Below are 22838 nucleotides of genomic sequence, written 5' to 3' on the forward strand. Positions count from 1 at the left end.
GTGCGAGAGAGTCGACGGTCGTGCACGGAGTACCGTCAGTCGAAGACCTTGACCCTTGGCTCGCGCTCATCACCGCTGTTGTGGGAGCCGGAGCGGCTCTCGCCGGGGCGATCACCGGGCGGGTAGCGCGTAGGGCTGCCCAAGGCAAGGTCGACGATTCGCCGCTGGCCGACCGCATTCAGCGTCTGAGCTCCACGGCTGTGCTCGCCAAGGTGCTTGCTGATGAGATCACTGCGGAGATCGCGGTCATCGAGCAGCGTGCAGGCAGGCTGGCAGAGGAGGCCGAACAGGCCGAGATCCTCGCGGGGCTGAACGAGAAGCATCGACAGGCGATGGCCCAGGCCCTGCGCACCGAGCTGCATGACAGCCAGAGGCAGGGGCGATGGGCGGCCTTCTGGTCGAGCGCCCTGTGGTTCGTCGCGGGCGTCGCGGCGTCGATCTTGGTCACGCTCTTCGTGCACCCCTTCTAGGAGCTGAAGAGCGGGACCTGCGCGTACGCGTCACGCAGGTGAGGTTGCTCGCGTCGTGAGTTGCGGGCGAGGTCGTCGCTGCTGTTCACATGGTCACGGAGCCGCTTCTGCGCCCGCCGGACCTTCGCCTTCGCGTCGGCCGCCATGTCGCCGTCGAGCGCGTTCTCGACCTGCCGCTTCGCCTTTCGGACCGCGAGTTCGAGGCGGCGCTGCTTCTGCACCGCCCGGTAGCGGGCGTCGTGCGCGGGCGTCCACGTCTGCCGAGGCGGCAGCACCGTGATGCCTGGCATCACGCCGATGAGGTGATGGCGGCACTGCGGGTGGAACAGCCCCCTGCTGGTCGCCTCGGCGATCGTCGCGTCGACCGGCATCTCCGGGGCCACGATCGGTCCGTCCGTGAGCACGGCACCCTGCCACGGCAGGCACAGCGGGCACGGTGACCCCGTGTCCGGCACGGTGAAGTACCGGAACCCGATGGCCTGCATGCGCTCGAGGTGCGAGGCGTTGAACGCGCGAGCGGCCGCCGTGCGGACCGCCATCTCCGTGTACGCCGACAGGGACCAGTCGCGGCCGGACTTGTCGGTGAACCCGGTGATGCCGTTCGACGTGAAGTCGCGCCACGCGATCGCCTGCGCCTGCGCCGGGGTCAGCTCGACGTCGAGCACCTGTACGCGGGCCGCCTGCGGGGCGAGCACCTTGTAGATGTCGTTGTCGAGCCGGGTGATGCGCTGGCGGACATCCTGCAGCTCGGACACGAGGTCCGCGCGGATCGCCGCCTCCGCACGCACCGAGTGGGGCACGGAGAAGTCGAAGTCGCGCGGGCGGCCAGCGGGCACCAGCCCGCTCCCCGGCCGGCGAGGCGGGTCGCCGCCGGGCGTCCCCCTGGACGCGCCCGGAGGTAGCGCCCGCAGAGCCTTCACCCGTGACTCGATCGCCCGGACCGCGGCGCCGTCGTCGTGCTGGTGGATCTCGTTCAGCACGTCCCGGTTAGCGCGAGCAGCGCCGTCGAGCAGCTCCCCGTCGATGACCTCGTCGATCAGCGGCGGGACCGACAGCTCGAGCTGCGTCGCGACCGTGCGGAGCACAGCGCGGATCTGAGGCAGCGCGGACAGGATCGACCCGGCGCGACGCAGGATCGCGGTGATGGTGTCGAGCAGGTACGACTCGGCACCGATGTGCACGGCGACGAGCGCAGCGACCGCCTCACTGGTCGGTCGCTGCTGCTCCTGCTGCTGCTGCGCCATCGTCCGGCTCCTCGTCGTCGTTCACGCTGAACAGCGGGTTGGCTGGGTCCTGCATCGGCGTGATGGCGAACTCCTTGCGGATCTTCGCTGCCTCCTTCGCGATGTCCGGCTCCTGCCAGTCCGGGTGCATCAGCGCGACGCGCTCCTCGATCGACGCGGACTGCGACTGGTACAGCGCGAGCGTCGTCTGCGCGAGCGTGAGCTGCGACTCCTGCACCCCGTTCGAGAACTCGAGGTCGAGCCCGGCCGTGTTGCCGGGGCCGCCGAACATGGCGGCGTCGACGAACAGCAGCTTCTCGATGAACCGGCGCAGCGCCGGCTTCCACTCCCGGATCTTCCGGTCGCGGGTCATGAGGGTCCGCTGCTCGCGGGACTCGATCTCCGTCGCCGTCTTCGACCCGGACCCGGACGACCGCGACGTACCGGTGTCGATGCCGAACGTCTGCGGCGAGTACCCGGCCATCTGCACGATTTGCTCGATGAGGTCGTGCGCCTGGGCCAGGTAGCCGGTCGGGTCGAACGTGGGTTGCAGCACCTGCACGAGGTCGGAGAGCTTCGTCTGGTCCTTGCCGCCGAGCGCGTCGACGGAGACGTAGTCCTCCTGGGAGGTGTTCAGGATGGACCCCTGGCCGGGGCCGCCGGACTTCACCAGCGACCGTGCGTGCATGATGCGGGCACGAGCGACACGGCGGGCGCGAGCCATGTCGGAGTACGTCTCCGACAGGTCGTCGATCAGCGCCTCGACGCCGTCGATGTCCGCCCGGCCGAAGTTCCGGCCGATGGGGTCCTTCCGCCACTGACGGTTGGGCGTCTGGTTCGGCACGTACACGACGGCGAGACCGGGCGAGCGGGTGTCGATCGTGCCCTCGACGTTGAGGTCGACGTGCACGGCGAGGGGCGCGGTCGCCTCGTTCGCGAGCAGGCTGATCTTGATGCCGAGCGTGTCCGCGGTGCCCTCGTACAGGCCGTGGAGGATGACACCGTTCTCGTTCTGCAGCTCGTGCCGTTCGACGTGCCGGTACACCTTCGAGCCCTGCTGGCCGACGACGGACCAGAACGTGACCGCGATGAGCCGGCCGAACCGGAACTCCGGCACGCCCTCGTCGGCGCCGCGCACCAACGGGAACGGGTGGTCGAGGAGCTTCGGGTCCCATCCGAGCACGAGGTACACGCCGCCGTGCGCGGCGCACAGCTCGGCACCCTCGGCGATCGTCGTGTGGAAGTCCTCGTCGAGCACCTCGGTGAGCCGCTCCTGCGTCGCCTTGTCGGTGACGGTCGCGGTGAACGGGTCCGAGAACAGCAGGTCCGCGGACGCCTGCGCGAGATCCGCGGCGATCGGGATGACGACCTTGTTCGACCGCTCGTTGCCGCGTGCGGGCTCGCCGACGAACCAGCGTCGGAACGTGCGGTTGATAGCCGCCTGGAATCGGCCCGTGTCCGACTGGTAGAACGCCTGCGACGACGGGTCCGGCGCGGTCGTGCCGCCGCCGTACGCGGCCTGCAGCAGCTCCGGCTTGCCCTGCCACCATGCGTCCCACTGGGTGAGGACCGGGCGGATCGCGTTCAGGGAGGCGGGAGGCCATGTCGCCTTCGGGTCGCTGGACGGCAGCGGCATGGCGCCTCCTCAGGGTCAGAACGATGGGGTGAGCGTGCGGAGCTCGTCGCGCCACTGGTGCTCGAGCGTGGTGACGACGTACCGGCCGGCGTCGAGGGAGTCGTCGGCGACCTTGATCGGCTCGTCGTGGCCGGCCTGGACCTTCTTCGGGTCCCACGAGTAGCCGGGGACCTCGGTGATGAAGCCCTGGCAGCGGTCGGACACTCGGAGGTTGTCGTCGCCGAGGAGGGACGCCATCGTGCTGATGCCGTACTTCACGTCCTTGTCCGCGGCGTGCGTGTAGAGGGCTGGTTCGCCGGGGCGGTCGCGGGACAGTTCCTCGCGGAACGAGGCGCCGGCCTGGTCGGCGATCATCCACTCGGGCTTCAGGCCGTACACCTCGGGCATGTGCGGCTTCGGGAGCCACTGCTTCACGAGGCGGGCCTGCTCGGAGTCCGTGAACCGCTGCTGCGACTGGGCGGCGTCGATGCGGAGCTCGTCCATGAGGTACAGGCGGCGGTCGTAGCCGAGGCCGAGCGCGATCGCAGACGTCGCGTGGTTCGTGCCGTAGTCGATGCCGACGCCGAGGAACCGGCGGATCGGCGGCATGGCGTCGAACCGGATGACGTGCCGGTCGGGGTTCCACATGTCGTAGACGGCGCCCTCGGCGGCGACCCACTCGCCGAGGATGAAGCGGCGGAACCACAGGCCGGTGAACTCGCGGTGCTTCGCGGCGATGAATTCGGGAGTGAGCGACGGGTTGTCGGTCATCCGGAACTGGAAGTACCGCCAGTCGGGCAGCTCGGCGAGGCGGTCGAGGAACTTCCGCTTGAGCCAGTGCGCGGGGTTGTCGGGGTTCGTGGTGCCGAACAGGCGTGCACCGCGGACCGACATGCGGCCGAGCAGCTGCGTGAAGAACTCCTCGGGGATGACGGTGACCTCGTCGACGTACGCGCCGGCGACGGTCATGCCTCGGATCGTCTTCTCGGCCTTCACGTCGGACGCGCCGATGACGTGCACGCGGCGGCCGAGGATGTACCCGGTCGGTGCGCCCGGCGTGTACACGACCTGGTCGGCGAGCTCGCCGAAGAGGGTGCGGTCCTGCAGGACGCCGAAGATGTTGCGGGCGATGGACTCGCGCGTGCGGCCGATCATGACGATCTCGCCGGTGGGTGGGGCGTCGGCGATGAAGATCATCCACGCGAACAGGGACACGAGCGTCTTGCCGGCACGGATGCTGCCGTCCCAGATGTTGACCGACGCGGTGCAGTCGCGGATGCTTCGGAGCTGCTTCCCGGAGAACGGTGCGCGGGCGAAGGAAGCCAGCGCCACGACAGCCTCCTCGGTCGATACCCTCAGGCCATGAGCTTCTGGGGGTCAGTCGGCGTCATCGCCCTGCAATTGCTTCCGATCGTCATCTCCGTGCTGAGCGCGTTGATCGCCTACCGGGCGTACCGAGTGACCCGGCATTACCGAGATCCGATTTGGGTGATCACCTTCGACCGGCAGCTTCCGCCCGGATCGCAGTACCCAGTTCTGAACGATGGTTCGTGGTCGCCGACGCTGCAACTCCGGCTCGAGAACCACGGCCCCGACACTGCTCGGAACGTATCCGTCGAGGCGAAGTTCGACCCGACGGACATCAAGCGGTTCGCCGCAGACTGGACCTACGTCGAAGCGAATGGGAGCCGGACATGGCAGGTGCACGGCTTCATGTTCGGTGGCGACTGGGACCTGACATCGCAGGGCTGGGACGACTGGGTGAAGGTGAAGGGTCGGTCGCACTTGCGCGTCACATGGAAGGGGCCTCAGTGGCGTCGTCAGCGGGCCGACGTGCCGTTGCCGCTCGTGGCAGACCTGCCGCGCGACGAGCAGGGCTGGCTGCAACCGAAGTGAGCGTGCACCCGGCCCGGGCGTGACCCGAACACACCCGGACCGAGGCGCCTACTCGTCCCCGTCGGGGACGGCCTGCAGCGCGGCACCGAGGGAACGGAGCAGCGACTTCGCGTCGTCGGCCTTCTGGTCACCGTCCTGCAGCTCGAGCTTCGCGGCAGCGGTCAGCGCCGTGCTGATCGTCGCGACGAGCGCCCGGTCATGCTCCGGCGGGACGAAGTCGAGCGTCGTCGGATGCTCAGCGCCGCCCTCACCGCGCACCAGCGTGCGGAACGTGCCAGCCTCGAGCCGGTCGAGGTTCGCCTCCGCACGTGCGTACAGCCGAGCGACGATGTCGGCACGGCGCTCCTTGAGCGTCCGCACCCGAGCGGCGACCGCGACGGCCGTCTGAGCACGCGAGAAGTCCAGACCCAGCGCCTTCGCGATCCGGGTGATCGTCGACGTGCCGAGACCTAGCTCCGACGCGATCGCGTTCCGACCCATGCCGGCCGCATGCAGCTCGGCGACTCGTGCGCGCACAGCGGGGTCCTGGACTGGGCCAGGGGCCTGGGCCTCGTCGGTCATGGTTCTCGTCTCCGTGCGCCGCCTGGGCGCTCATCGAAGGTGGGTCAGCTTGCGGGTGTTGCGGTGTCCGTGCTCGTGGCTGTCAGGTCCGGGACGGTCGGGTCCTCGGTGGGCTTCGCGTACTCGGTGAGGAGTGCCTTCAGGTCGGCAGTGGCGACGTTCGCGGTCGCGGTGACGCGGATGGTGGTCTCGTCGCCGGTGAGGTTCACGAAGGGGACGTCGACGGTGGAGGGGTCGACGGTTGCGGGGTCCCAGCCGGCGAGGGCGACGAGGGCGTCGTTGAAGTCGGAACCGAAGTTGAGGCCGGCCATGGGGTGCTCCTGACGTTGCTGCGGGTGCGGTGGGTGCTGAGGTCGTCGGTTCCGTCGGTGGCCGTGTGTAGCATGCGAGGACCCTTCACTTACCGAGAGGAGCACGTCCGTGCCCAACTACAACGACCTCATCTCGAAGCGGAACCAGACCGCCGACCAGCTGCTCGACCACCTCAGCGCGAAGATCACCTCTGGTGCGAACGCCAAGGTCATCAGCGAGCTCGCGCTTGCGTTCCGCTACCTGGACGGCGGCCCTCAGCCGGGAAGCTCGGCAGGCGAGTAGGCGATGATCGGCCCGGGCGCAGATGCTTTGCGCTCGGGCCCTCGTGTTTCTCGGGGCGGGTCCTGAATCCGTCGGCCGATCTCGTCGAGTCCGTGGCGTCAGTGCCGCTTCCCTCAGCATCTCGGCCTGGTCGTGTTCCGGGGTGGGCGCTGGTGCGTCCTCGGCCGGGAAATCGGCGGCCGTCGTGGGGCGCCCATCGCGTGCAGTGACGACACGCGTTGACGCCCACCCCGTGAAGGGGTCCCCGAAAGCACTCGACGCAGCGGGACGTGGTGTGTCTGCGGGTGTCGGGGAAGGCTGGACCAATACGTTTGGTCGATGAGCAAACTTCAGGTCAACGCGAAGTTGAACGCGCACCTTGATCGCCACCCTCGGCAGCACTGGTGGTTCAACTTCGCAGCGCTACTGGTGACCGCGACACTGTTCGCGTGGTCGGCGGCGTTGTTCGCGCGGCACCTCGATGTTCGGACGATGAATATCATCGGTGCCGCCGTCGTGGCGGTGGGGCTTGCTGCCCAGTCCGCGGACGCGGTGACGACGTCCCAGCAGGAGCACTCCGGCGTGCGGCCGATCCGCCGTCGCCATCGAGCGCTGCAGACGAACGCGCTGGGGTTCGCTCTCGCATCGGCAGGTGCGAGCTTCGTGTTCATCGGCCAGGTGCTGGCGACCTAGTCCGAGTTACACGAAAGGCCCGGACCGTGTGGTCTGGGCCTAGTCGTGATGCATGCGAAGCATATCACCCCGGGGGTGCAGTTCGGGTGTACCCCGTTCGGGTGTCACAGGTAGTCGCGGGCCCTGCCGTGACGGCGGCCGTGCTTCCGCTGCCAGTCGAGGAGGTCACAGACGCGAACGTGCCGCTCCCCGCCGAGAAGCTCGGTCGGCATCCCGTCAGCCTGCCAGGCGAGCAGGGTGCGACGGGAGCGGCCGACGAGCTTCTCGGCGGCGCGGAGCGTGACGAGCCGCGTCGGGTCCAGCCCGGTCACGTGTCGGTGGTCGGCGTTGGGTGCGAGAGCAGGGCGCGCATCCGGCGGGCGGCATCCGCGGGGTCGTGCCCGTCGTACTCCGGCGGCGTCGCCACGGCAGGCACCGCGAACAGTTCCCAGTGCTCGGCCGCGTAGTGGTTCGACACCTGCCCGGTCGGCAGTGTGGCGACGACGATGAACCAGCCGCCCCCGAAGCATTCCTCGCCGTCCGAATGCCGCCAGGACTTCACGACGGGGTATGTCCCGTGAGCCGCCCACTCGTTCGCGGCGAGGGCGTTGTAGAGCAGGCGGTAGTCGTACAGCTCGTCGAGGGTGTGGTGCTCGTCGCCTGCGACCGACGTCTCGCCGCCTTCGGTGAAGGGCTGTCGGAGGTGAGCGAGCAGCTCGCGCACATCGGTGTTGCCCCACGGTGACGTCGTCTCGCCGTTGGCGTACCGGGCCTCGTCGATGCGGGTGACGATCTCGTGCAGGACACCCGCCGCCGTCGGCATCGTCGTGCGTCCGTCGAGGGCGTCGAGCCATGCCGAGGCCACCGCGAGAACGTCGATCAGCTCGCCGCGGAGCGATCCGGTCGCGTCGTAGGTCTGCTCGTGCGCCACTCTGCCGAGGCGGGCTTGCAGGAGCGCGTTCCACGCGAGGAGCGTCGCTTCGGACGTCTCGCCGCCTTCCTCGGCGAGGATCGACAGCCACCGCGGGTCGTCTGCTGTGATGCCCTCGATGCTGTTGTCGCCGTGCTTCGCGTGCGCCTTGGCGCGCGCCTGCTCGATCTCGGTCCAGTCGGTCATGCTCCCCACCTCGCGTCCTCGATGTAGTCGCGGTGCTGGCCGTCGTGACCCTTCAGGAGGTCGCAGCGGACGGCCTCGCCGTGGACTCGTGCGGTTGCGCCGCAGCGCTGCGTGTCGTTCATGCTGATGCTCCTTCGAGGGATTCGATGCGGGGGACGGATGTGCCGACAGCGATCTGCCGGACGATGCGAGCGAGCTTCCGGCCCGCCGCACGCTGGTCGGGAGACTCGCCCCCACGGACGTGCACGGTGCCGGCGCCGTCCGTGGACACGAGCACGTGCGAGCAGGACTCGCACCAGACGGTCACGTCGCGGATCTCTGCGTCGGGCCGCCAGTCCGCGGTGACGGCGTACTCGCCGCACTGCTCGCACTTCCGGTTCCAGTGCGGCCGCTCCGGGCGGGCTTCGAGCGGGAACCGGGAGTAGACCGCCTCGATGACGTGCGCGACGTCGTGCAGGAACTCGGGGCCGCCCGGGTGCGCGGCGATCCGGTCGAGGTGCAGCAGCAGCCAGTCGGTGAGGTCGCGGGTGAGCTCGGCGGCGCCGGGCGGGGTGGTGGTGGACCGGAAGCCGAGGAGGACACCGTCGGTGGTCCACTGCCAGGAGCGGAGCGCGACCTTGAGGGTCGTGATCGACAGTTCCCGTGCCCATCGGCGGACGTGGCCGACGAGGTCGACGTAGATCGCGTCGGCGTCGTCGAGGGCTCCGACGTGGAGTGGGGCGGGCGGGGTGCGGGACGGTGCGCCGGGCTGGCCGTCGCGGACCGCACCGCCGGGCTGTCGGCGGACGCGGACGTACTCGACGAGCTCGGGGGCTTCGGTGAGGCGGCGGCGTGCCCGCTCGACGAGGAGCGCGAGGGTGAGCTCTTCGTCGTGGGTGTCGGGCGGGGTGATGGTCACTGGTCTCTCCTGGTCTGGTCGTGCTCCTCGCGGAGCTGTCGTGCGCGGGCGGCCCGCTGCTCGGCCGCGATGGCGTAGGTGGGGGACTTCGGGTCGCCGTAGTCGTACGGGCCGAGGTCGTTGCCCTGGGTGATGGTCATGACCCCTCCTGGTTCCACGACTTCGAGAGGGTGACCGGCTCCTCGTCATCGAGCTTGATTTCGACGTAGGTCGACACCTCGCCGACGACGGTGCGGGAGCCGTTGTCCCACTCGATGACGACCGACCCCTTGATCGGGATCGACCCGAGATTGCGGGCGGCCATCAGAACGGCGTCTCGTCGTCGAAGGTCTGCTGCGAGGTCCACGCGTCCTGACCCTGCGCACCGCCCTGCTGCCCCGGCTGCTGCGCGGGCCACCCCTGGTCCTGCTGCGGGCCGGCCTGCTGCTGGCCCTGCCACTGACCACCGCCCTGCGGCTGCCCGCCTGCTCCGCCTCGGGCGGCACGGGTGACCTGCGCGGTCGCGTAGCGGAGGGACGGGCCGATCTCCTCGACCTCAAGCTCGATCGACGTGCGCTGCTGCCCTTCGCGGTCCTGGTACGACCGCTGACGGAGACGACCCTGCGCGATGACGCGCGATCCCTTCGTCAGGCTGCCGGCGATGTGCTCGGCGAACTCGCGCCAGGCCGACGCACGGAGGAACAGCGCGTCGCCGTCCACCCACTCGTTCGTCTGCCGGTTCAGGGTCCGCGGGGTCGACGCGATCGTGAAGTTCACGACCGCGAGGCCGTTCTGCGTGTACCGCAGCTCGGGGTCGGCGGTGAGGTTGCCGACGACGGTAATGACGGTCTCGCCGGCCATCAGCGTGCCTCCTCGCCCGCGTCGGCCGCCTCGACGACGATCGGGTGCGCGGTGATGAGCTCCTCGGGGATCACGACGGTCGCCTCGGGCCGGAGCGGGACGAACGCGCCAGCCGGGATCTCGATGGTGATCTTCACCTCGACGGTGCCGGGTCGCGGCGACTTCGACCGCTTCTGTGTGATGGCGACGGCCTTCGCGCAGCGGACGCTGGCGGGGTTGTCGCGGTCGCTGCCGTAGGCGAGCGGCGACCACTCGGGTTCGATCTGGAGGAAGGCGGTGGCCTTCACGGTCTTGCTGCTCATACTGCGTGTCCTCTCGGTGATGCGGCTCGTGCCGCCCTGTTGATCGCGGCGCGCTCTCGGCGCCGCTGGTTCTCGATGCGCTGGGCCCGCCGCTCCGCGGAGTGGCGCTGGTTCCACTCGGCCGCCTCAGCCAGGGCCCGCGCCCAGTCGTCGCCGTCGAGCGGGTGCTCCCGTTCGCGCTTCCGGGCCTCGTGCACGACCCGCATCGCTCGGTCACGGCGACCGCCCGGCACCTCAGTGAGGAGGTCCACGATGTCCAGCGACGCGACGAACACGTCCCAGTCGGGGGAGATCACGACGCCACCCCGTTGTCGAGCCACTGCTGCCACTCGGCCCAGTCCGCCCGGATCGATGCGAGCACGTAACCCGTCGGCGACCGCTTCGCACCACCCCGGGCGAGGATCGTCTGCGCGATCTGCGTGACCTGCAGCGACGTCGGGATGCGACCCGTCGCCTTCGCGATCTCCGACCGCACCCGAGGGAAGTCCTCGAGCTCGAGGTACCCGAACGATCGGATGGCCTGCGCGTTGAGCTCGTCGTCCGTCCAGTCCTCGCCCGCGTCTACCAACTGGACGGACGACGAAGAGTCTTGGTCACTTCTGTCATCTGTGATCTGAGGATCTGGACTTCTGGGGGGCACCCGGCTACCGCTTTGCGGCGGCGTTTGCTTGCCAGCTTGGTTAGCACTTGCTTTCGCCTTGCCACCCTTCGACCCAGCCGCCGCACGCTTCTTCGAAAGCGACTCGATCTCCGCGACCGTGCGGTTGTGCCGCTCGAAGTGGTGAAGCCAGAACGCGCCGTCCCGCTCCATCACCGACGGTCGCGTCGGGTGGTTCGACAGCAGCTCGTTCCGGGCCTTCGGCGTCCCGAACGTGCGGAACAGCGCCGCGTCGATGCGCCCGTCCGTGCCCGCCTTCGCCGAGTACAGCAGCAACTGCACCAGCGTCCGGAACGCCTTGTCCGACAGCGGCCGGATCTTCGGGTTGTCGTCGAAGTCGAGCGCGAGCTGCAGGAACAGACGGTCGTCCTTCCCGGGATCTCTACTCACCTCGCAACTCCTTCCATTCGTCTGCGCGCCTCCGCGGCGCTGATCTCGGTCCACCCGCCGTCGTCGTCATAGAGCACCCACGACGCCCGCAGCGTCCCGACCTCGGTGCGGAGCCACCGGCGTGCCGGCCACTCCCGTGGGTCCTGCCCGGCGGGGACCCGCCACCCGTCCTCGAGCGCGGCCCGCAGGTTCTCCGTCCGCCACCCGTGGCAGCCGGTCGTTCCCGTGCCGCACAGGAGCTGCAGGTTCGACGGGACGGTGAGGCCGCCTTGCGACCGGTTCAGCCGGTGGTCCCGGTTCGAGCCCTGTGCCCGCAGACACCGCTGGCACAGCTCCCCGTCCCGCTCGGTGACGGTGACGTACGCCCACGCCTCCTCAGCCGGGGTCGGGCGCTGCACCTTTGGGCCGATCACGGGGTACCCCGAAGTTGGCCGAAAACCGACGGTAAAATTTCTGTATGACCGTCATTGCTTCTGAGGCCGCCACCCGAACCGACATCAGCGCCGTTGCTCGCGCCCACTTCGCCGAGATCGCTCGACGAGAGGCTGAAGCGTCCGCGACCACGATCCGGCGTCGGGCGGTCGAGGAGTACACGGAGGGCAAGCGCCGCCTGCTGTGGGACGACACCGTTGCCCAGCGCCTTGAGCTGCTGGGCGCGCGTTACCGGCGCCGCTGTGACGTGACCGACCGGTAGGCCCATCATCCACTCGACGAACTCGGGTGCGAGGCGGTGTGCGCCACCGCGACCGTCGGGGTTCGTCGGGGCCGGGGCTAGTCGTCCGGTGACTCGCTCCCAGCGGTCGACGGCGGCACGATACGGCCCCCAGTCGCGATGAGGTCGTGATCGACCAGCACTTGCAGCGACGTCACCACCGAGCGGCCCGGCTTCTTCCGCAGGTGATTCTCCGGAGTGTTCCCCGAATCGTGTGCCGCCGGCGTGGGAAGCAGCGCCACCGTCTCCGATCGGAGGTCCCGAGCGTGCCCGTTCCCCGTCGTCGGCTGCGTGGTCGGGGTTGGCAGCAAGTGCTCCACCTCGTCCGCCAACGTCGGTCCGTGCCCACCCGCCCGGCGCTTGTCCGGGTGCTGCGACCCGCCGTTCTCCCCGAGGTTCGACAGCGGCGTCTTCAGCAGCGCGATCGTCGTACGAAGATCCTGCGCTCCCTGCCCGTGCGCCCCGATCCCTCGGGCCTCCGAGGTCAGCGGTGTCGGTAGCAAGTTGACCGCGACCACCTCGGGCAGATTCCCGAAGCCATCCGCCACGTGCTTCCGCTGAGACGGCGAACCTGTCGTAGCGAGCCTCGCGTCCGCTGCCCGCGGGGTAGGCAACGATGAAGACGCGGTACCGGCCGTGGGGAGCGCCGGCGTCGGCAGCTCGAAGGCCACACCACTCCGCGTCATACCCGAGCTCGGCCAGGTCGCCGAGAACGGCTCCGAGTGCTCGGAGAGCAGGTCCATCCGGTCGGTCTCCCAGACCCCACGGGTCGGATTCCATGTGCCGATCAGCCGTCGCACTGAGCAGTCCCCTCACGTTCTCGATGACGACGAGCTCCGGTCGGAGCTTGTCGATGGCTCGTGCGAACTCGGTCCACAGGCCCGAGCGAGTGCCGTCCTTGAGTCCTCGGCGGAGACCGGCGAGGGACACGTCCTGGCAGGGAAATCCGCCGACGACGATGAGGCCCGGCCGGTACCCGTGCTCGAGGTAGCCAACCTCGGGGTGCTCGGCGATGAACGTCGCCCACTCGACGGCGGTGACGTCGCCGAGGTTCGGGACGGTCGGCCAGTGGTGCGCGAGGATACGCGACGGGGCGTCGTCGAACTCGACGTGCGCGATGACGTTGCCGCCGATCACGGACTGCACGCCGAGCTCGAGGCCGCCGTACCCGGAGAACAGCGAGACGATCCGCGGGTGGCGACGGAACAGTCGCCGGGCGCGACGTCGACGCATCTGCTGCGGTCGACGGGTGAGCGTCTTCACGGGGTCTTCTCCTCTCTGGTGGGTCGGCCGGGGCCGAAGTTCGCGGAGAGGTCGCGCTCCTTGCGGACGCGCTCAACCGACGACCGGGCGACGCCGAACTCGTTGGCGATGTGCTGGTCTTGCTTCCCAGCGATCACGGCGGCAGCGATCGCCATTCGGGTGCGGGTGGTGATGGGGCGGCCGCTCATCGCGCACCGGTCGCTACGCTCGGCGTGTGGACCTTGAGATACTCCTGGCCGCGCAAACGCCGGTCTCCGTCGCGCACAGCTGGGTGTACGACTTCGGCAAGGACTACGTGCTTCCGGGACTCGTCGCCGCTGCCGGCACTTTCGTCGGAATTGCGTCGTGGCGCGCAGCGAGTCGGGCGAATGCTCTGACCAGCGCGATCCAAGCCGAGGAGCGGGATAACCGAGAGAGGCGAGCGCGTGAAGCGTTCGCGCGGCGCGTCGAGCCATGGGTGGACTCGTTCTCGCGGACCTATGACGCAAGAGGTTGGCGTCGCGCCCCTCGTCGTCATCAGAAGTCCGCTGGCGCCGTTCGCCAGTTCGGTATCCTCAGCCTTAGCGCCAGTGCGCTGTCGCTCCGGCCGAACCCGATGCAGGACCTGTTCGACCTGCTGCAGATCGCCGCTAGGCGGGGCGGCAAGGAGTGGCGATGGATCCTTGCGACCGGCACTGCTCACGCGATGCTCAACTCCTGGGTTAGCGACACAGCCGACTGGCCGGAGCGCGTTCGAGTAATGCGGGACGCGCTGGAGACTGCGCTCGACGAACTCGAGGACGGGAAGTATCGCGAAGCGGACGAGGGCTGAAGTCATAGCGTCACCGCCTCGACGAGCAGCTCGAGCGATTGACGGACGCCGGGCCGGTACGTGATGACGGGCATGAGCTTCGCCATGAACTCGGGCACGTCGTCGGGGACGATCTCGGCGTCGACGAGTCCGTCGCACGCGGCCTTGAGCGTCGGGACGACGTTGTCGGCGTCGCGCCGGTGGCGGGTGTTCACGAACCAGGTGAGCGTGACCGTGCAGCGGTTGAGCGAGGGGATGCGCGCCGCGCGGGCGAGCATCGTCGTGGTGCCGCGCAGCGCCTTCACGTGGCGGTGGCGGGCCATGTGGTGCATGCGCTGGTTCGCGGTCAGCGGCGGCGTCTCGTACGGGAGCACGAGGGTCCACCGGCCGGACTCGACGGCATCGAGGCCGGGGAGCGGTGGCGGGAGCACTTCGGACATGAGGATCTCCGGGATCAGCGGCCGTGGCCGTAGGACTGGTAGGCCGCGGTGACGGCCTTGTTGAGGTTGAGGAGGCCGTAGAGCTTCGCGGTGAGGGCCTTCTGCAGCTCCTCGCCGGCGTGCAGCGCTTCCTTCTTGAGGTCGAACTCGAGGCGCAGCGGCAGGGACGCGAGGTCCGCCTCGGCGCGCTTCTCGGTGACGGTGGCGCCCTTCGCGGAGAGCATCGCCTTGGCGCGGCCCTCGATGAGCGCCCGCTCGGCTTCGTACCGGTCGTGCCACATGGTGCGGAGCACGGGGACGGACGCTTCGAGGCGGTCGGTGAGGACGCGGATCATCAGCTCGAGCTCGGCGGGGCCGACGGGATCGTACGTAACGAGCTCCCCGGACGCCTGGTTCACGATGTCGGTGCCGCTCACTGCGCACCCCCGGACGTCATCGCCGTGCCGACCGCGCTGATCTGGTCGAGCACCTTCACGTCGGCGCCGGCCTCGCGGGCTTCCTTCCACACCGCGCGGACGCCGTCGACGGTGTCCTGCGCCTGAGCCTCGACGACCCACTCGCGGGCGGACTCCTGCTCCTGGTTCGCGCGGAGGTCTTCCTTGGACCAGAGGTCCAGTGCGGCGCCGAACCGCATGCCGGCGTTGCGGAGCGCGTCGCCGATCGCTTCCTTGACGGCGTTCGGGCCGTTCTTGCCCTGCGCGTCGCCGTATCCGAGACGGGTGACGCCGGCCACGGTGAGGCGGATCCAGAGGCCGCCGTTCTGGTCGAGGGCAGGAAGCCCGCGGTCGTCGAACGCGACGGGCTCCCACGACCACGCCGGGTCGGCGTCGAGGAGCCGTGCCGTGAGAGCGGCGTGGCCCACGTAGGCCAGGTGGTTCGACCGGACGTGGTAGCCGCCGCAGAAGATCCCGTCGGCGGACGCCCTGGTGCCCTGCTTGCAGCCGTACCGCTCCTTCTCATCGCGGCTGACGGGCTTCGGCAGGTAGCCGATCTGCTCGGCGGGGAACGGGTCGCGGAGGACGTCAAGCGGGTCGCGGTCGACCGTTCTCTCGGTAGCGCTCGTCATGCGCGGGTCCCCTCTCGGTAGCTGGTGAAGCCCGACCCGCCGTCACGCTCGTGCTGATCGATGCACTCCTGGACGTAGGCGTCGAGCTCGGAGTGGTCGAGGTGTCGGCTCGGACCCATGCCGAAGCCGAACCCGAAGAAGTCCTCGATCCCGCCGCGCTCGTTCGCGGGGAACGCGCAGGTGTCGCCGTCCCGACCGAAGCTGAGAACGACGAACTCGAACGGCTCGGGATGCTCCTCGGACGTGGTCGGCTGGCTGAGCTTGTAGAGGGCGCGCCCCGCGGGGAAGTCCCCGCGGACACGCTCTGCCGTGATCGTGCTCATGCTGCGTCGCTCCTTGTCGTGATCGTGAGCCGCCCCTTCACCGGGACGGCGATCTGGAACTGCTCGAACGTGTCCGGCGCGGCCTTCTTGAACGCGGCCGAGTCGAACCGGCGCGACGTCGAGTCCGCGGAACGGGTCAGGTTCGCGACCGACCCCTCGAACCGCTTCGGCTCGCCGTGCAGCTGCTCCTCGATCCGGGCCTTCGCCTCGTCGCGGCGACGAGCGGCTACCGCGGCGATCTCGTCGAGCTCCACGAACTCGGTGAGGAGCGCGTCCAGCGCGGCGGCCTCCTCGTCGGGTTCCTGCTCGCCGGCGAGGAACTCGTGCGCGGTCCGCTCGAGCACGGCCACACGCTCCGCGTCGTACTCGACGAGGAAGTGCTTCGGCCACGGGTACGTCGGGACGCCGTTCTCGTGCGGCTCGAAGATCAGGTGGCCCCGGCGGCGTCCCGTGACGCGCATCTGCCAGAGCATCTGGTCGATGTAGCGGCCGGGAACGTCGGAGAGGACCTCCCAGTCGTGCACGGTGGTCTTCACCTCACCGATCTCGTCAGCGTTGATCGCGTCCGGGGTGGCGAGGAAACGGGGTTCGTCGTCGGCGGCGTAGAGGTCGCCGCAGGGGAGCAGTCCGAACGCTGACTGCGCGTACGCGAGGACAACGGGCTCCCGGTCGTTGCCGTGCTGCATCGCGGCGTTGTGGAAGTCCCGTGCGGTGCCGGCCTTTTCGGCGCGGATGGCAGCCCAGGTGCCGGCGCCGCCGCGGACGAGGCGGGCGATGTCGGTGGCGGTGACTCCACCCCGACGGGCTGCGAGCCATGCCGGGCGGTCCGTGGAGGACGCGAGGATCGTGCTCACCAGCGGTCCCTCCACTCCTGCATGCGGGGGCCTGTGCTCTCGGCTGCGACCCACTGGGCGGCGGCGGTGAGGACGAGCGCGGCAGCGACGGCGCCGAGGGCGATGAGGGCGCTCATGCGAACAGCTCCGCGACCTCGGGAGCGACGACGCGGGCGGGCTGCACCACGCGAGGGAGCTGGACGAAGATCGACGCGTACCCGAGGGCGCCGCTGTCGAGGTGGACGAAGCCGCTGCTGATGGACGACCGGTCCCAGTCGTCGGGGGTGGTGTCGAGCGCGGCGATGAGGGTCTTCACGTCGGCGGCGGACTTCGGGTGGAAGTGCAGGACCGGCCGGTGGTTGATGGAGTTGTCGGAGAGGTCGGCGTCGACCTCGGGGTGCGCGGCGAGGAAGTCGGCGAGCTGCTGGATGCGGTCCGCTCTGGTGCGGGTGGTCGTGGTGGTCACGGTGTGTCTCCTGGGTTTGGTTGATGACGCGCTCCCGGGGCGGGGCGCGGAGAAGAGGTGCGACGGTCAGTCGCAGTCGGTGGGGTCCCACTCGGCGGCGCGGGCGAGCGCCTTCGCTTCCGCCTCGTCGTCGAGCTCGAACTGCACGCGATCAGCGGTGGTGATGCCGGGGCCCGTCATCGGTCGTGCTTCGGAGCGTTGAGAACGGCGAGCACCCGGATCAGGGCGGCCATGAACAGGGCGACGAACACGAACACGAGGGCCGCCCAGAGAACGGACCCGTGCGGCGCTGCGGATGCGAACACAGCCGCGACGAGAGACAGGTACCCGAGTGCGCCGGCGGTCCTCATGACGCCACCGCCAGCAGGTCACGGCCGAGGCGGACGCGGAGGCGCTCGAGGCCCTTCACGGTGACCCGGACCTGCGGCGGAGCCGGGACCCGCTCGTGCGTGGTGTGGCTCTCGCGAGTCATCGGCACCTGCTCCATGTAGCCGAGCTCGATCACGGTCTGCTTGCAGCGCCACCGGCCGTCGCCCTGCGCGCGGTAGATCCACCGCATGTCGGCGAGCTGCTGGAACAGGCGCGTGGCACCGATCTCGATGCCGGCCTTCGCGAGCATCTTCGCGGCGTCGGCGACGAGGAACGTGCCCTCCGCAGACGCGAGGTCGTCCCACGCTTCGGCGCGTGGCGTGAGCGCGGCGATCTGCTGGTCCTTCGCGGCGAGCATGCCCTGTGCGGCGACGAGTGCCCGTGCGACGAGCAGCGCGTCGTCCTCCGGTGCCGGCGCGACGTACTGACCAGTGCGGCGGATGCTCGGGAGCACCTCGTGCGTCACCCACCGCTTGAACTCGCGCGCCTCGGGCTTGCGTGATCCGAGCACGAGCGAGTAGAGGCCAGCCTCGTTGACGGTGACGAGCTGCTGTCCGCCTCCGGGGGTGTGGACTGAATCCACCCCCTTGTCGTCCTCGTCGACGCGACGGAGCGCGGTGCGGTCGAGGTCGAGGAGCGCGATGACGTCCGCGGCGACGAACCAGGGTTCGCCGTCGACCAGGATCATCCGGACATCGCGGCCGGAGAACCGGAAGATGTCCAGCGCCTTCGCGCTCATGCCGCGACCGCCGCGGTCGTGGCGATGGGGCCGAGGATCTCGCCGAGGGGGACCTCCAACGCCTGGGCAATGCTCACGAGCTCATCGATCGTGAACGCAGACTGTGCGTTGAGGCGACGCGACATGGTCGCGATCGGGATGCCAGTGGATTCGGTCAGCCAGGACCGTGTCAGACGCTTGCGGGCCAAGATCGCCAGCACCTCGTCTGCCACCGTCCGGGATGCCGGTGAAGTGGTTGCCATATGGAAAGCGTGCCACGCAGATTTCCATATAGCAACCCAGATGACATGACTTGCGCCCAACTTTCCAAAACTGATAGTTTTCGACTCATGCCAGCAAGCGCACGTCCTGAGCCGAGCAACCTTACGAAGGAGGTTGCCGCGATCATCAAGGGCCTCATGGTCCGCCGGGGCCACGAGCAGCAAGACCTCGCCGCCGCGGTCGGTGTCTCGCCTGCCCAGATGTCGCGCATGCTCGCCGGAGGCAAGCACTGGGACATCGACCAGCTCTCCCGTGCTGCCGCCTTCCTCGAGGGTGACTGGCGCGAGATCCTTGCCGACGCCGAGCGCACGGTGGCAGCGCGATCGAATGTCGCACCCGTCGCCGAGGATGACGAAGACTTCGACGTCGACCTCGACACCGAGCACCTCAAGAGGAGCGACCACGCCCTCGCCGCTCGCCGTGGCAAGAAGAAGTCGGACCAGCCGCACGCGGAGTAGCCGCCCGCACCACACCCCGGGGGAGTGATTGAGAGACCTGATGCAATGCGCCGCCGCCCTGGGTGTGCGCGTCGTCCTGACGCATCTGCCCGACGACATGATCGGCGCGTACAGCCCGCTCGAGGACCGCGTCTACCTCGACCTCGGCCTCACGCCAAGCGAGCGCCGCTCGGTCCTCGCGCACGAACTCGGACACGTGCACTACGGACACACCTGCGACCTCGGCCCCGACAGCTACATCGAACGCCAGGCGGACGCCTACGCCGCGACCCTGCTCGTCCACCCCGAGGACTACGCGCACCTCGAGCAGATCAGCACCGACACCCACTACATCGCCGAGGAGCTCGACGTGACACCCAACGTGATCGAGGACTTCCGCCGCTACGTGCTCAAGAAGTTCGGCCAGCGCACGTACGCCGGCCACCGGCTCGTGACCACCTGATGGCGCGCCCACCGCTCGTCCTCGGCACCTGGGGAACAATCAGCACCACCGGGAAGGGGACGAAGTGGTCGGCCTCCGCCCGCTTCCGCGACTTCGACGGCGTCACCCGGCAGGTGCGCCGCACCGGCACCAGCCGGCAGAAGGCGAAGGACGCGCTTGTCGAACACCTCCGCGACCGAGTCCGCCTGCACGGTGCCGACCTCAGCGCGGAAGCACGAGTGTCGATCCTCGCCGACCGCTGGTACGACACCCTGCTCGGCAAGAGGGCCACCGGCACCCTCGACGTCTACCGGCGCACGATCAAGAACCATGTCCGGCCCGCGCTCGGCGAGCTGCGCATCCGTGAGGTCACCGTCCCAGTCGTCGACCGGCACCTCGTCGCTGTCGAGGAGAACATCGGCAAGGCCACGGCGGCCCTCTGTCGCGTCGTGCTCATGGGGATGTTCTCCCTCGCCGTGCGCCACGGCGCCGCCGCCATGAACCCCGTCCGCGAGACCGAGAACGTCACGAGCGAGCCCGGCGAGATCCACACGATCAGCCGCGAGGAAGTCGTCCTCCTCCGCCAGCGGCTCCGTGAGTGGGACGCCGCGAAGGACCGCGGCGGACGACAGCGGGTCACCGACCTCGCGGACGTCGTCGACCTGCTGCTCGCGACCGGCGTCCGCACGGGTGAGGTGCTGGCCGTCCGGTGGGAGGACGTCGACCTCCGCTCAGAGGTCAAGACGGTCACGATCACCGGCACCGCCGTGCACGTGCGCGGCGAGGGACTGCAGCGGCAGCCGAAGCCGAAGACCGCCGCGGGGTTCCGCAAGCTCGCCCTGCCACCGTTCGCGGTCCGCATGCTGGTCCGCCGAGCAGCGAGTGCCCGGACCGAGTGGGTGTTCCCGTCGTCCGTTGGGACACTCCGGTCGCCGAACAACATGCGGACACAGTGGCGCATGTTCCGGGAGGCGCTCGACTACCCGGACTGGCTCGTGCCGTACACCTGCCGGAAGACCGTCGCGACGATGATCCGAGACGGCCAGGACCTCGACGCCGCGGCACAGCAGCTCGGCCACGTTGACACCCGCTGGACCCGCGACCACTACACGGGGCATGTCCACACGGGACCGGACGTGCGTGACCTGCTCGACCGTCTCGGCGACGATTAGCGGTACGTTTCCGTGCCCGGGACGACGAAAAGGCCCCGGACTGCCGAAGCAATCCGGGGCCTGATCTGGGTTTTCCGAGCCGACAGTCGGACTTGAACCGACAACCCCCGTATTACAAGTACGGTGCGCTACCAATTGCGCCATGCCGGCTGACGCGCACCATCCTAACGGTGGGCGCGTCCGGGCCTCACTCGCCCTGCGCCGAGAAGTTCAGCGAGATCGAGTTCATGCAGTAGCGGTCACCGGTCGGGGTGCCGAAGCCGTCCGGGAAGACGTGCCCGAGGTGCGAGCCGCAGTTCGCGCACCGGACCTCGGTACGAGCCATGCCGAGGGAGTTGTCCTCGAGCAGCTGCACGGCGTCGGGGCGGACCGACTCGTAGAACGAGGGCCACCCGCAGCCGGAGTCGAACTTCGTGCCGCTCTTGAACAGCTCCGCGCCGCAGGCCGCACACGTGTAGACGCCGGCGCGCTCCTCGTCGAGGAGCTCACCCGTCCACGGACGCTCGGTGCCGGCCTGCCGGAGGACGGCGTACTGGTCCGGGGAGAGCTCCTCGCGCCACTGGGCGTCGGACTTGTCGACGTTGTATGCCATGTGTTCCTCCTGCTTCCGGGCCGGGGTTCGGTGGGGACTTCCGGCCACTTCAGTAAACTCGCCGCGATGTCCGAACATTCCGTGCGCCATGCCCGTTGGGGCCGTCTCACGACGGACGAACTGTACGGCATCGTCGTGCTCCGGAACCGCGTGTTCGCGCTCGAACAGCGCGTCGAGGCCGAGGACTTCGACGGCCGCGACCGGGAACCGGACACCGAGCACTGGTGGTTCGGAACCGACACCGATGCGGTCGGGTACCTGCGACTGATCCGACCGGCCGCCGACGAGCCACACCCCGACGGTACGGACCGACCGGCGTGGGTGATCGGCCGCGTCGCCACGGACCCGGCACACCGCGGCGAGGGGATCGCCGGGCGACTCGTGGCCGCCGTGCTCGCGGCGCACGGGCACGAGTCGTTCGTGCTGCACGCCCAGGAGTACGTCGCCGGCCTCTACGAACGCCACGGCTTCACCCGGTTCGGCGCCCCCTACGACGAGGCCGGGATCCGGCACGTCGGCATGCACCGTCCCGGTGCGCCCGTCGTCGACCGCTGATGGACACCCGCACGCGGTACGCCGCCTTCGCCGAGCGCATCGCGTCCGTCTCGCCGTCGTACGCCGCGTGGGCGCGCTCGGTCGACGACGCACTGGTCGGGCTGCTCGACGAGGTGCCGGAGACGAAGCGCCAGCCCGAGCTCGTCTTCGCGGTCGCTCGGCGGCTCGGTGCCGATCCGTCGGACCCCGGTTCGCTGCGCGTGCTCGGCCGGGAGGCGCGCCCCACCTTCGTCGCGGCCCTCGCCTCCGCCACGGTGCAGGCGAACGACCCGCGGCGGCTCGGTCCCGTCGTGCCGCTGTTCGCGGCGCTCGCCGCCCGGGTGGACCGGCCGTTGGGGCTGGTCGACGCCGGGGCCGCGGCCGGGCTCTGCTCGATCCCCGACCGGGTGACGCTCGACCACCGCGTGCTCGGCGCGCCCCTGCTCGACGCCCGCGCGGATCGCGCCGTCGTGCGGCCGTCGCCCTCCGGTGCACCCGGGCGCGATGTCCGCCAGGAGGCGCAGACGATGACGGTCCGGGTGCACACGGCGGTCGCCGAGCCGTCGGTGCACCTCACCGTCGACGTCTCGGGCGCCGTCCCCGCACCGACGAGCACGCCGATCAGCATCGGGGCGCGCGTGGCGCTCGACCCGAACCCGATCGACATCGCCGAGCCCGGCGCCTTCGACCGGCTCGTCGAGGCCGTCCCACCCGAGGCGACGGACCGCACCGCCCTCATGCGCGAGGCCGCGCGGGCGACGCTCGCCGCGCCTCCCGTCCGGCTCCGGGGCACGCTGCCCGGCGACCTCGACCGGGCGCTGGACGCCCTGCCGGACGGCGTGGAGCCGGTGGTCCTCACCACCGGGACCCTCGTGTACGTGCCGGGCGCCGACCGGCAGCGGTTCGTCGACCGGGTGCGTGACCGGGGCGTGCACTGGATCGCGCTCGAACGCACCGGGATCCTCAGCGGGGTCGCCGCGACCCTGCCGGCGGACGTCGACCCGGCCGATCCGGACGCCTTCGCGACGGCGTCCCTCGACGGTGTGGCGATGGCGGTCTCCGACCCGTTCGGCGTCCGTGTCCGGTGGCTCCGGCACTGACAACCTGTGACCGGTGTTCACGACAGTCCAGCGGCGTGCCAGGGTCCGGATCGCCTCCGCCCCTACGATGTGCGAGACCCGACC

General features: G+C 69.7%; 38 protein-coding genes and 1 tRNA gene. 10 read left to right on the forward strand and 29 right to left on the reverse strand.

The features are described 5' to 3' along the window. Positions 1-20 precede the first annotated feature (20 nt). Entirely contained in the window at positions 21-470 is a 450-nt protein-coding gene (locus tag ACTJKO_RS07670) for a hypothetical protein (protein ID WP_440687330.1), read from the forward strand. On the opposite strand, the gene ACTJKO_RS07675 is transcribed toward ACTJKO_RS07670, so the two are convergent. The 3 genes from ACTJKO_RS07675 to ACTJKO_RS07685 are packed head-to-tail and all read right to left on the reverse strand — an operon-like array spanning position 467 to position 4640. Then, entirely contained in the window at positions 467-1714 is a 1248-nt protein-coding gene (locus ACTJKO_RS07675) for a phage minor capsid protein (RefSeq protein WP_440687332.1), read from the reverse strand. The two genes, ACTJKO_RS07670 and ACTJKO_RS07675, sit on opposite strands and share 4 nt — an antisense overlap. After that, positions 1674-3329, reverse strand: a complete 1656-nt coding sequence (locus ACTJKO_RS07680; RefSeq protein ID WP_440687334.1) for a phage portal protein — start codon at positions 3327-3329, stop codon at positions 1674-1676. Before ACTJKO_RS07680 ends, ACTJKO_RS07675 begins: the two co-directional genes overlap by 41 nt. A 15-nt stretch (positions 3330-3344) precedes the next feature. Continuing rightward, positions 3345-4640 (reverse strand): PBSX family phage terminase large subunit, encoded by a 1296-nt coding sequence (locus ACTJKO_RS07685; RefSeq protein ID WP_440687336.1) that lies wholly within the window; start codon positions 4638-4640, stop codon positions 3345-3347. A 30-nt stretch (positions 4641-4670) separates the two neighbouring features. Here ACTJKO_RS07685 and ACTJKO_RS07690 point away from each other — a divergent pair, with 30 nt between their 5' ends. Further along, positions 4671-5204: a hypothetical protein gene (locus ACTJKO_RS07690; RefSeq protein WP_440687338.1), complete on the forward strand. Its 534-nt coding sequence runs from the start codon at positions 4671-4673 to the stop codon at positions 5202-5204. Between the two features lie 48 nt (positions 5205-5252). Here the strand turns inward: ACTJKO_RS07690 and ACTJKO_RS07695 are convergent, their stop codons facing one another. Both ACTJKO_RS07695 and ACTJKO_RS07700 read right to left on the reverse strand, forming a co-directional pair. Continuing rightward, complete coding sequence (locus tag ACTJKO_RS07695; protein ID WP_440687340.1) at positions 5253-5720, reverse strand: hypothetical protein; 468 nt, start codon at positions 5718-5720, stop codon at positions 5253-5255. Positions 5721-5809: 89 nt separating this feature from the next. Beyond that, a complete protein-coding gene (locus tag ACTJKO_RS07700) occupies positions 5810-6076 on the reverse strand; it encodes a hypothetical protein (protein WP_440687342.1) in 267 nt (88 codons plus the stop codon). Between the two features lie 109 nt (positions 6077-6185). Between ACTJKO_RS07700 and ACTJKO_RS07705 the strand changes: the two genes are divergently transcribed. Together ACTJKO_RS07705 and ACTJKO_RS07710 are read left to right on the forward strand one after the other, a co-directional pair. After that, positions 6186-6359, forward strand: a complete 174-nt coding sequence (locus ACTJKO_RS07705; protein WP_440687343.1) for a hypothetical protein — start codon at positions 6186-6188, stop codon at positions 6357-6359. 318 nt (positions 6360-6677) lie between these two features. Further along, positions 6678-7031 (forward strand): hypothetical protein, encoded by a 354-nt coding sequence (locus ACTJKO_RS07710; RefSeq protein ID WP_440687345.1) that lies wholly within the window; start codon positions 6678-6680, stop codon positions 7029-7031. Between the two features lie 104 nt (positions 7032-7135). On the opposite strand, the gene ACTJKO_RS07715 is transcribed toward ACTJKO_RS07710, so the two are convergent. Genes ACTJKO_RS07715 through ACTJKO_RS07775 form a run of 13 tightly spaced genes read right to left on the reverse strand, consistent with a single transcriptional unit; the run spans position 7136 to position 13378 of the window. After that, a complete protein-coding gene (locus ACTJKO_RS07715; RefSeq protein WP_440687347.1) occupies positions 7136-7342 on the reverse strand; it encodes a hypothetical protein in 207 nt (68 codons plus the stop codon). Then, positions 7339-8127 (reverse strand): WDGH domain-containing protein, encoded by a 789-nt coding sequence (locus ACTJKO_RS07720; RefSeq protein ID WP_440687348.1) that lies wholly within the window; start codon positions 8125-8127, stop codon positions 7339-7341. Before ACTJKO_RS07720 ends, ACTJKO_RS07715 begins: the two co-directional genes overlap by 4 nt. Continuing rightward, positions 8124-8249, reverse strand: a complete 126-nt coding sequence (locus tag ACTJKO_RS07725) for a hypothetical protein (RefSeq protein ID WP_440687350.1) — start codon at positions 8247-8249, stop codon at positions 8124-8126. Before ACTJKO_RS07725 ends, ACTJKO_RS07720 begins: the two co-directional genes overlap by 4 nt. Beyond that, complete coding sequence (locus ACTJKO_RS07730) at positions 8246-9025, reverse strand: hypothetical protein (protein WP_440687352.1); 780 nt, start codon at positions 9023-9025, stop codon at positions 8246-8248. Before ACTJKO_RS07730 ends, ACTJKO_RS07725 begins: the two co-directional genes overlap by 4 nt. Then, positions 9022-9165: a hypothetical protein gene (locus ACTJKO_RS07735; protein ID WP_440687354.1), complete on the reverse strand. Its 144-nt coding sequence runs from the start codon at positions 9163-9165 to the stop codon at positions 9022-9024. Before ACTJKO_RS07735 ends, ACTJKO_RS07730 begins: the two co-directional genes overlap by 4 nt. Then, positions 9162-9329, reverse strand: a complete 168-nt coding sequence (locus tag ACTJKO_RS07740; protein ID WP_440687356.1) for a hypothetical protein — start codon at positions 9327-9329, stop codon at positions 9162-9164. The genes ACTJKO_RS07735 and ACTJKO_RS07740 overlap by 4 nt, the downstream gene beginning before the upstream one ends. Further along, entirely contained in the window at positions 9329-9865 is a 537-nt protein-coding gene (locus tag ACTJKO_RS07745) for a single-stranded DNA-binding protein (RefSeq protein WP_440687358.1), read from the reverse strand. The genes ACTJKO_RS07740 and ACTJKO_RS07745 overlap by 1 nt, the downstream gene beginning before the upstream one ends. Next, positions 9865-10167, reverse strand: a complete 303-nt coding sequence (locus ACTJKO_RS07750) for a hypothetical protein (RefSeq protein WP_440687360.1) — start codon at positions 10165-10167, stop codon at positions 9865-9867. The genes ACTJKO_RS07745 and ACTJKO_RS07750 overlap by 1 nt, the downstream gene beginning before the upstream one ends. After that, positions 10164-10463, reverse strand: a complete 300-nt coding sequence (locus ACTJKO_RS07755; RefSeq protein WP_440687362.1) for a hypothetical protein — start codon at positions 10461-10463, stop codon at positions 10164-10166. The genes ACTJKO_RS07750 and ACTJKO_RS07755 overlap by 4 nt, the downstream gene beginning before the upstream one ends. After that, the gene (locus ACTJKO_RS07760; protein WP_440687364.1) at positions 10460-11215 is read right to left on the reverse strand and encodes a hypothetical protein; all 756 of its coding nucleotides are present in this window, start codon (positions 11213-11215) and stop codon (positions 10460-10462) included. Before ACTJKO_RS07760 ends, ACTJKO_RS07755 begins: the two co-directional genes overlap by 4 nt. Next, positions 11212-11628, reverse strand: coding sequence for an HNH endonuclease (locus ACTJKO_RS07765; protein ID WP_440687366.1), 417 nt, complete (start codon positions 11626-11628; stop codon positions 11212-11214). The genes ACTJKO_RS07760 and ACTJKO_RS07765 overlap by 4 nt, the downstream gene beginning before the upstream one ends. After that, entirely contained in the window at positions 11625-13190 is a 1566-nt protein-coding gene (locus ACTJKO_RS07770) for a DNA cytosine methyltransferase (RefSeq protein WP_440687368.1), read from the reverse strand. Before ACTJKO_RS07770 ends, ACTJKO_RS07765 begins: the two co-directional genes overlap by 4 nt. Further along, positions 13187-13378 carry a hypothetical protein gene (locus tag ACTJKO_RS07775; protein ID WP_440687369.1) on the reverse strand — a complete coding sequence of 64 codons (192 nt, stop codon included), beginning with the start codon at positions 13376-13378 and terminating at the stop codon, positions 13187-13189. The genes ACTJKO_RS07770 and ACTJKO_RS07775 overlap by 4 nt, the downstream gene beginning before the upstream one ends. Before the next feature lie 26 nt (positions 13379-13404). Here ACTJKO_RS07775 and ACTJKO_RS07780 point away from each other — a divergent pair, with 26 nt between their 5' ends. Further along, positions 13405-14001 (forward strand): hypothetical protein, encoded by a 597-nt coding sequence (locus ACTJKO_RS07780; protein WP_440687371.1) that lies wholly within the window; start codon positions 13405-13407, stop codon positions 13999-14001. A gap of 2 nt (positions 14002-14003) precedes the next feature. Here ACTJKO_RS07780 and ACTJKO_RS07785 read toward each other — a convergent pair whose 3' ends face one another. From ACTJKO_RS07785 to ACTJKO_RS07825, 9 genes are all read right to left on the reverse strand, one after another. Continuing rightward, the gene (locus ACTJKO_RS07785; RefSeq protein WP_440687373.1) at positions 14004-14420 is read right to left on the reverse strand and encodes a hypothetical protein; all 417 of its coding nucleotides are present in this window, start codon (positions 14418-14420) and stop codon (positions 14004-14006) included. A 14-nt stretch (positions 14421-14434) separates the two neighbouring features. Continuing rightward, positions 14435-14836 carry a hypothetical protein gene (locus tag ACTJKO_RS07790; protein WP_440687375.1) on the reverse strand — a complete coding sequence of 134 codons (402 nt, stop codon included), beginning with the start codon at positions 14834-14836 and terminating at the stop codon, positions 14435-14437. Next, the gene (locus tag ACTJKO_RS07795) at positions 14833-15486 is read right to left on the reverse strand and encodes a hypothetical protein (protein ID WP_440687377.1); all 654 of its coding nucleotides are present in this window, start codon (positions 15484-15486) and stop codon (positions 14833-14835) included. The genes ACTJKO_RS07790 and ACTJKO_RS07795 overlap by 4 nt, the downstream gene beginning before the upstream one ends. Continuing rightward, positions 15483-15809 (reverse strand): hypothetical protein, encoded by a 327-nt coding sequence (locus ACTJKO_RS07800; RefSeq protein WP_440687379.1) that lies wholly within the window; start codon positions 15807-15809, stop codon positions 15483-15485. The genes ACTJKO_RS07795 and ACTJKO_RS07800 overlap by 4 nt, the downstream gene beginning before the upstream one ends. Further along, complete coding sequence (locus ACTJKO_RS07805; protein WP_440687381.1) at positions 15806-16663, reverse strand: YqaJ viral recombinase family protein; 858 nt, start codon at positions 16661-16663, stop codon at positions 15806-15808. Before ACTJKO_RS07805 ends, ACTJKO_RS07800 begins: the two co-directional genes overlap by 4 nt. A 112-nt stretch (positions 16664-16775) precedes the next feature. After that, positions 16776-17108, reverse strand: coding sequence for a hypothetical protein (locus ACTJKO_RS07810; protein WP_440687383.1), 333 nt, complete (start codon positions 17106-17108; stop codon positions 16776-16778). A gap of 176 nt (positions 17109-17284) precedes the next feature. Next, on the reverse strand, positions 17285-17413 hold the full coding sequence (locus ACTJKO_RS07815; protein WP_440687385.1) for a hypothetical protein: 129 nt from the start codon (positions 17411-17413) through the stop codon (positions 17285-17287). Between the two features lie 41 nt (positions 17414-17454). Continuing rightward, positions 17455-18216, reverse strand: a complete 762-nt coding sequence (locus tag ACTJKO_RS07820; protein WP_440687387.1) for a phage antirepressor KilAC domain-containing protein — start codon at positions 18214-18216, stop codon at positions 17455-17457. Continuing rightward, a complete protein-coding gene (locus tag ACTJKO_RS07825) occupies positions 18213-18428 on the reverse strand; it encodes a helix-turn-helix domain-containing protein (protein ID WP_440687389.1) in 216 nt (71 codons plus the stop codon). Before ACTJKO_RS07825 ends, ACTJKO_RS07820 begins: the two co-directional genes overlap by 4 nt. A 117-nt stretch (positions 18429-18545) precedes the next feature. Here ACTJKO_RS07825 and ACTJKO_RS07830 point away from each other — a divergent pair, with 117 nt between their 5' ends. The 3 genes from ACTJKO_RS07830 to ACTJKO_RS07840 are packed head-to-tail and all read left to right on the forward strand — an operon-like array spanning position 18546 to position 20528. Further along, on the forward strand, positions 18546-18935 hold the full coding sequence (locus tag ACTJKO_RS07830; protein ID WP_440687391.1) for a helix-turn-helix domain-containing protein: 390 nt from the start codon (positions 18546-18548) through the stop codon (positions 18933-18935). A 40-nt stretch (positions 18936-18975) separates the two neighbouring features. Then, a complete protein-coding gene (locus ACTJKO_RS07835; protein WP_440687393.1) occupies positions 18976-19377 on the forward strand; it encodes an ImmA/IrrE family metallo-endopeptidase in 402 nt (133 codons plus the stop codon). Next, complete coding sequence (locus ACTJKO_RS07840) at positions 19377-20528, forward strand: tyrosine-type recombinase/integrase (RefSeq protein WP_440687395.1); 1152 nt, start codon at positions 19377-19379, stop codon at positions 20526-20528. Before ACTJKO_RS07835 ends, ACTJKO_RS07840 begins: the two co-directional genes overlap by 1 nt. A 77-nt stretch (positions 20529-20605) precedes the next feature. Here the strand turns inward: ACTJKO_RS07840 and ACTJKO_RS07845 are convergent. After that, a tRNA-Thr gene (locus ACTJKO_RS07845) sits at positions 20606-20678 on the reverse strand. 37 nt (positions 20679-20715) lie between these two features. Continuing rightward, positions 20716-21120 (reverse strand): peptide-methionine (R)-S-oxide reductase MsrB, encoded by a 405-nt coding sequence (gene msrB, locus ACTJKO_RS07850; protein WP_440687397.1) that lies wholly within the window; start codon positions 21118-21120, stop codon positions 20716-20718. Positions 21121-21186: 66 nt separating this feature from the next. Between msrB and ACTJKO_RS07855 the strand changes: the two genes are divergently transcribed. Further along, complete coding sequence (locus ACTJKO_RS07855) at positions 21187-21675, forward strand: GNAT family N-acetyltransferase (protein ID WP_440687399.1); 489 nt, start codon at positions 21187-21189, stop codon at positions 21673-21675. After that, positions 21675-22754 carry a DUF2332 family protein gene (locus tag ACTJKO_RS07860; protein WP_440687401.1) on the forward strand — a complete coding sequence of 360 codons (1080 nt, stop codon included), beginning with the start codon at positions 21675-21677 and terminating at the stop codon, positions 22752-22754. Before ACTJKO_RS07855 ends, ACTJKO_RS07860 begins: the two co-directional genes overlap by 1 nt. Positions 22755-22838 lie beyond the last annotated feature (84 nt).

Source organism: Curtobacterium sp. 22159 (assembly GCF_052045775.1).
Classification (GTDB): Bacteria; Actinomycetota; Actinomycetes; order Actinomycetales; family Microbacteriaceae; genus Curtobacterium.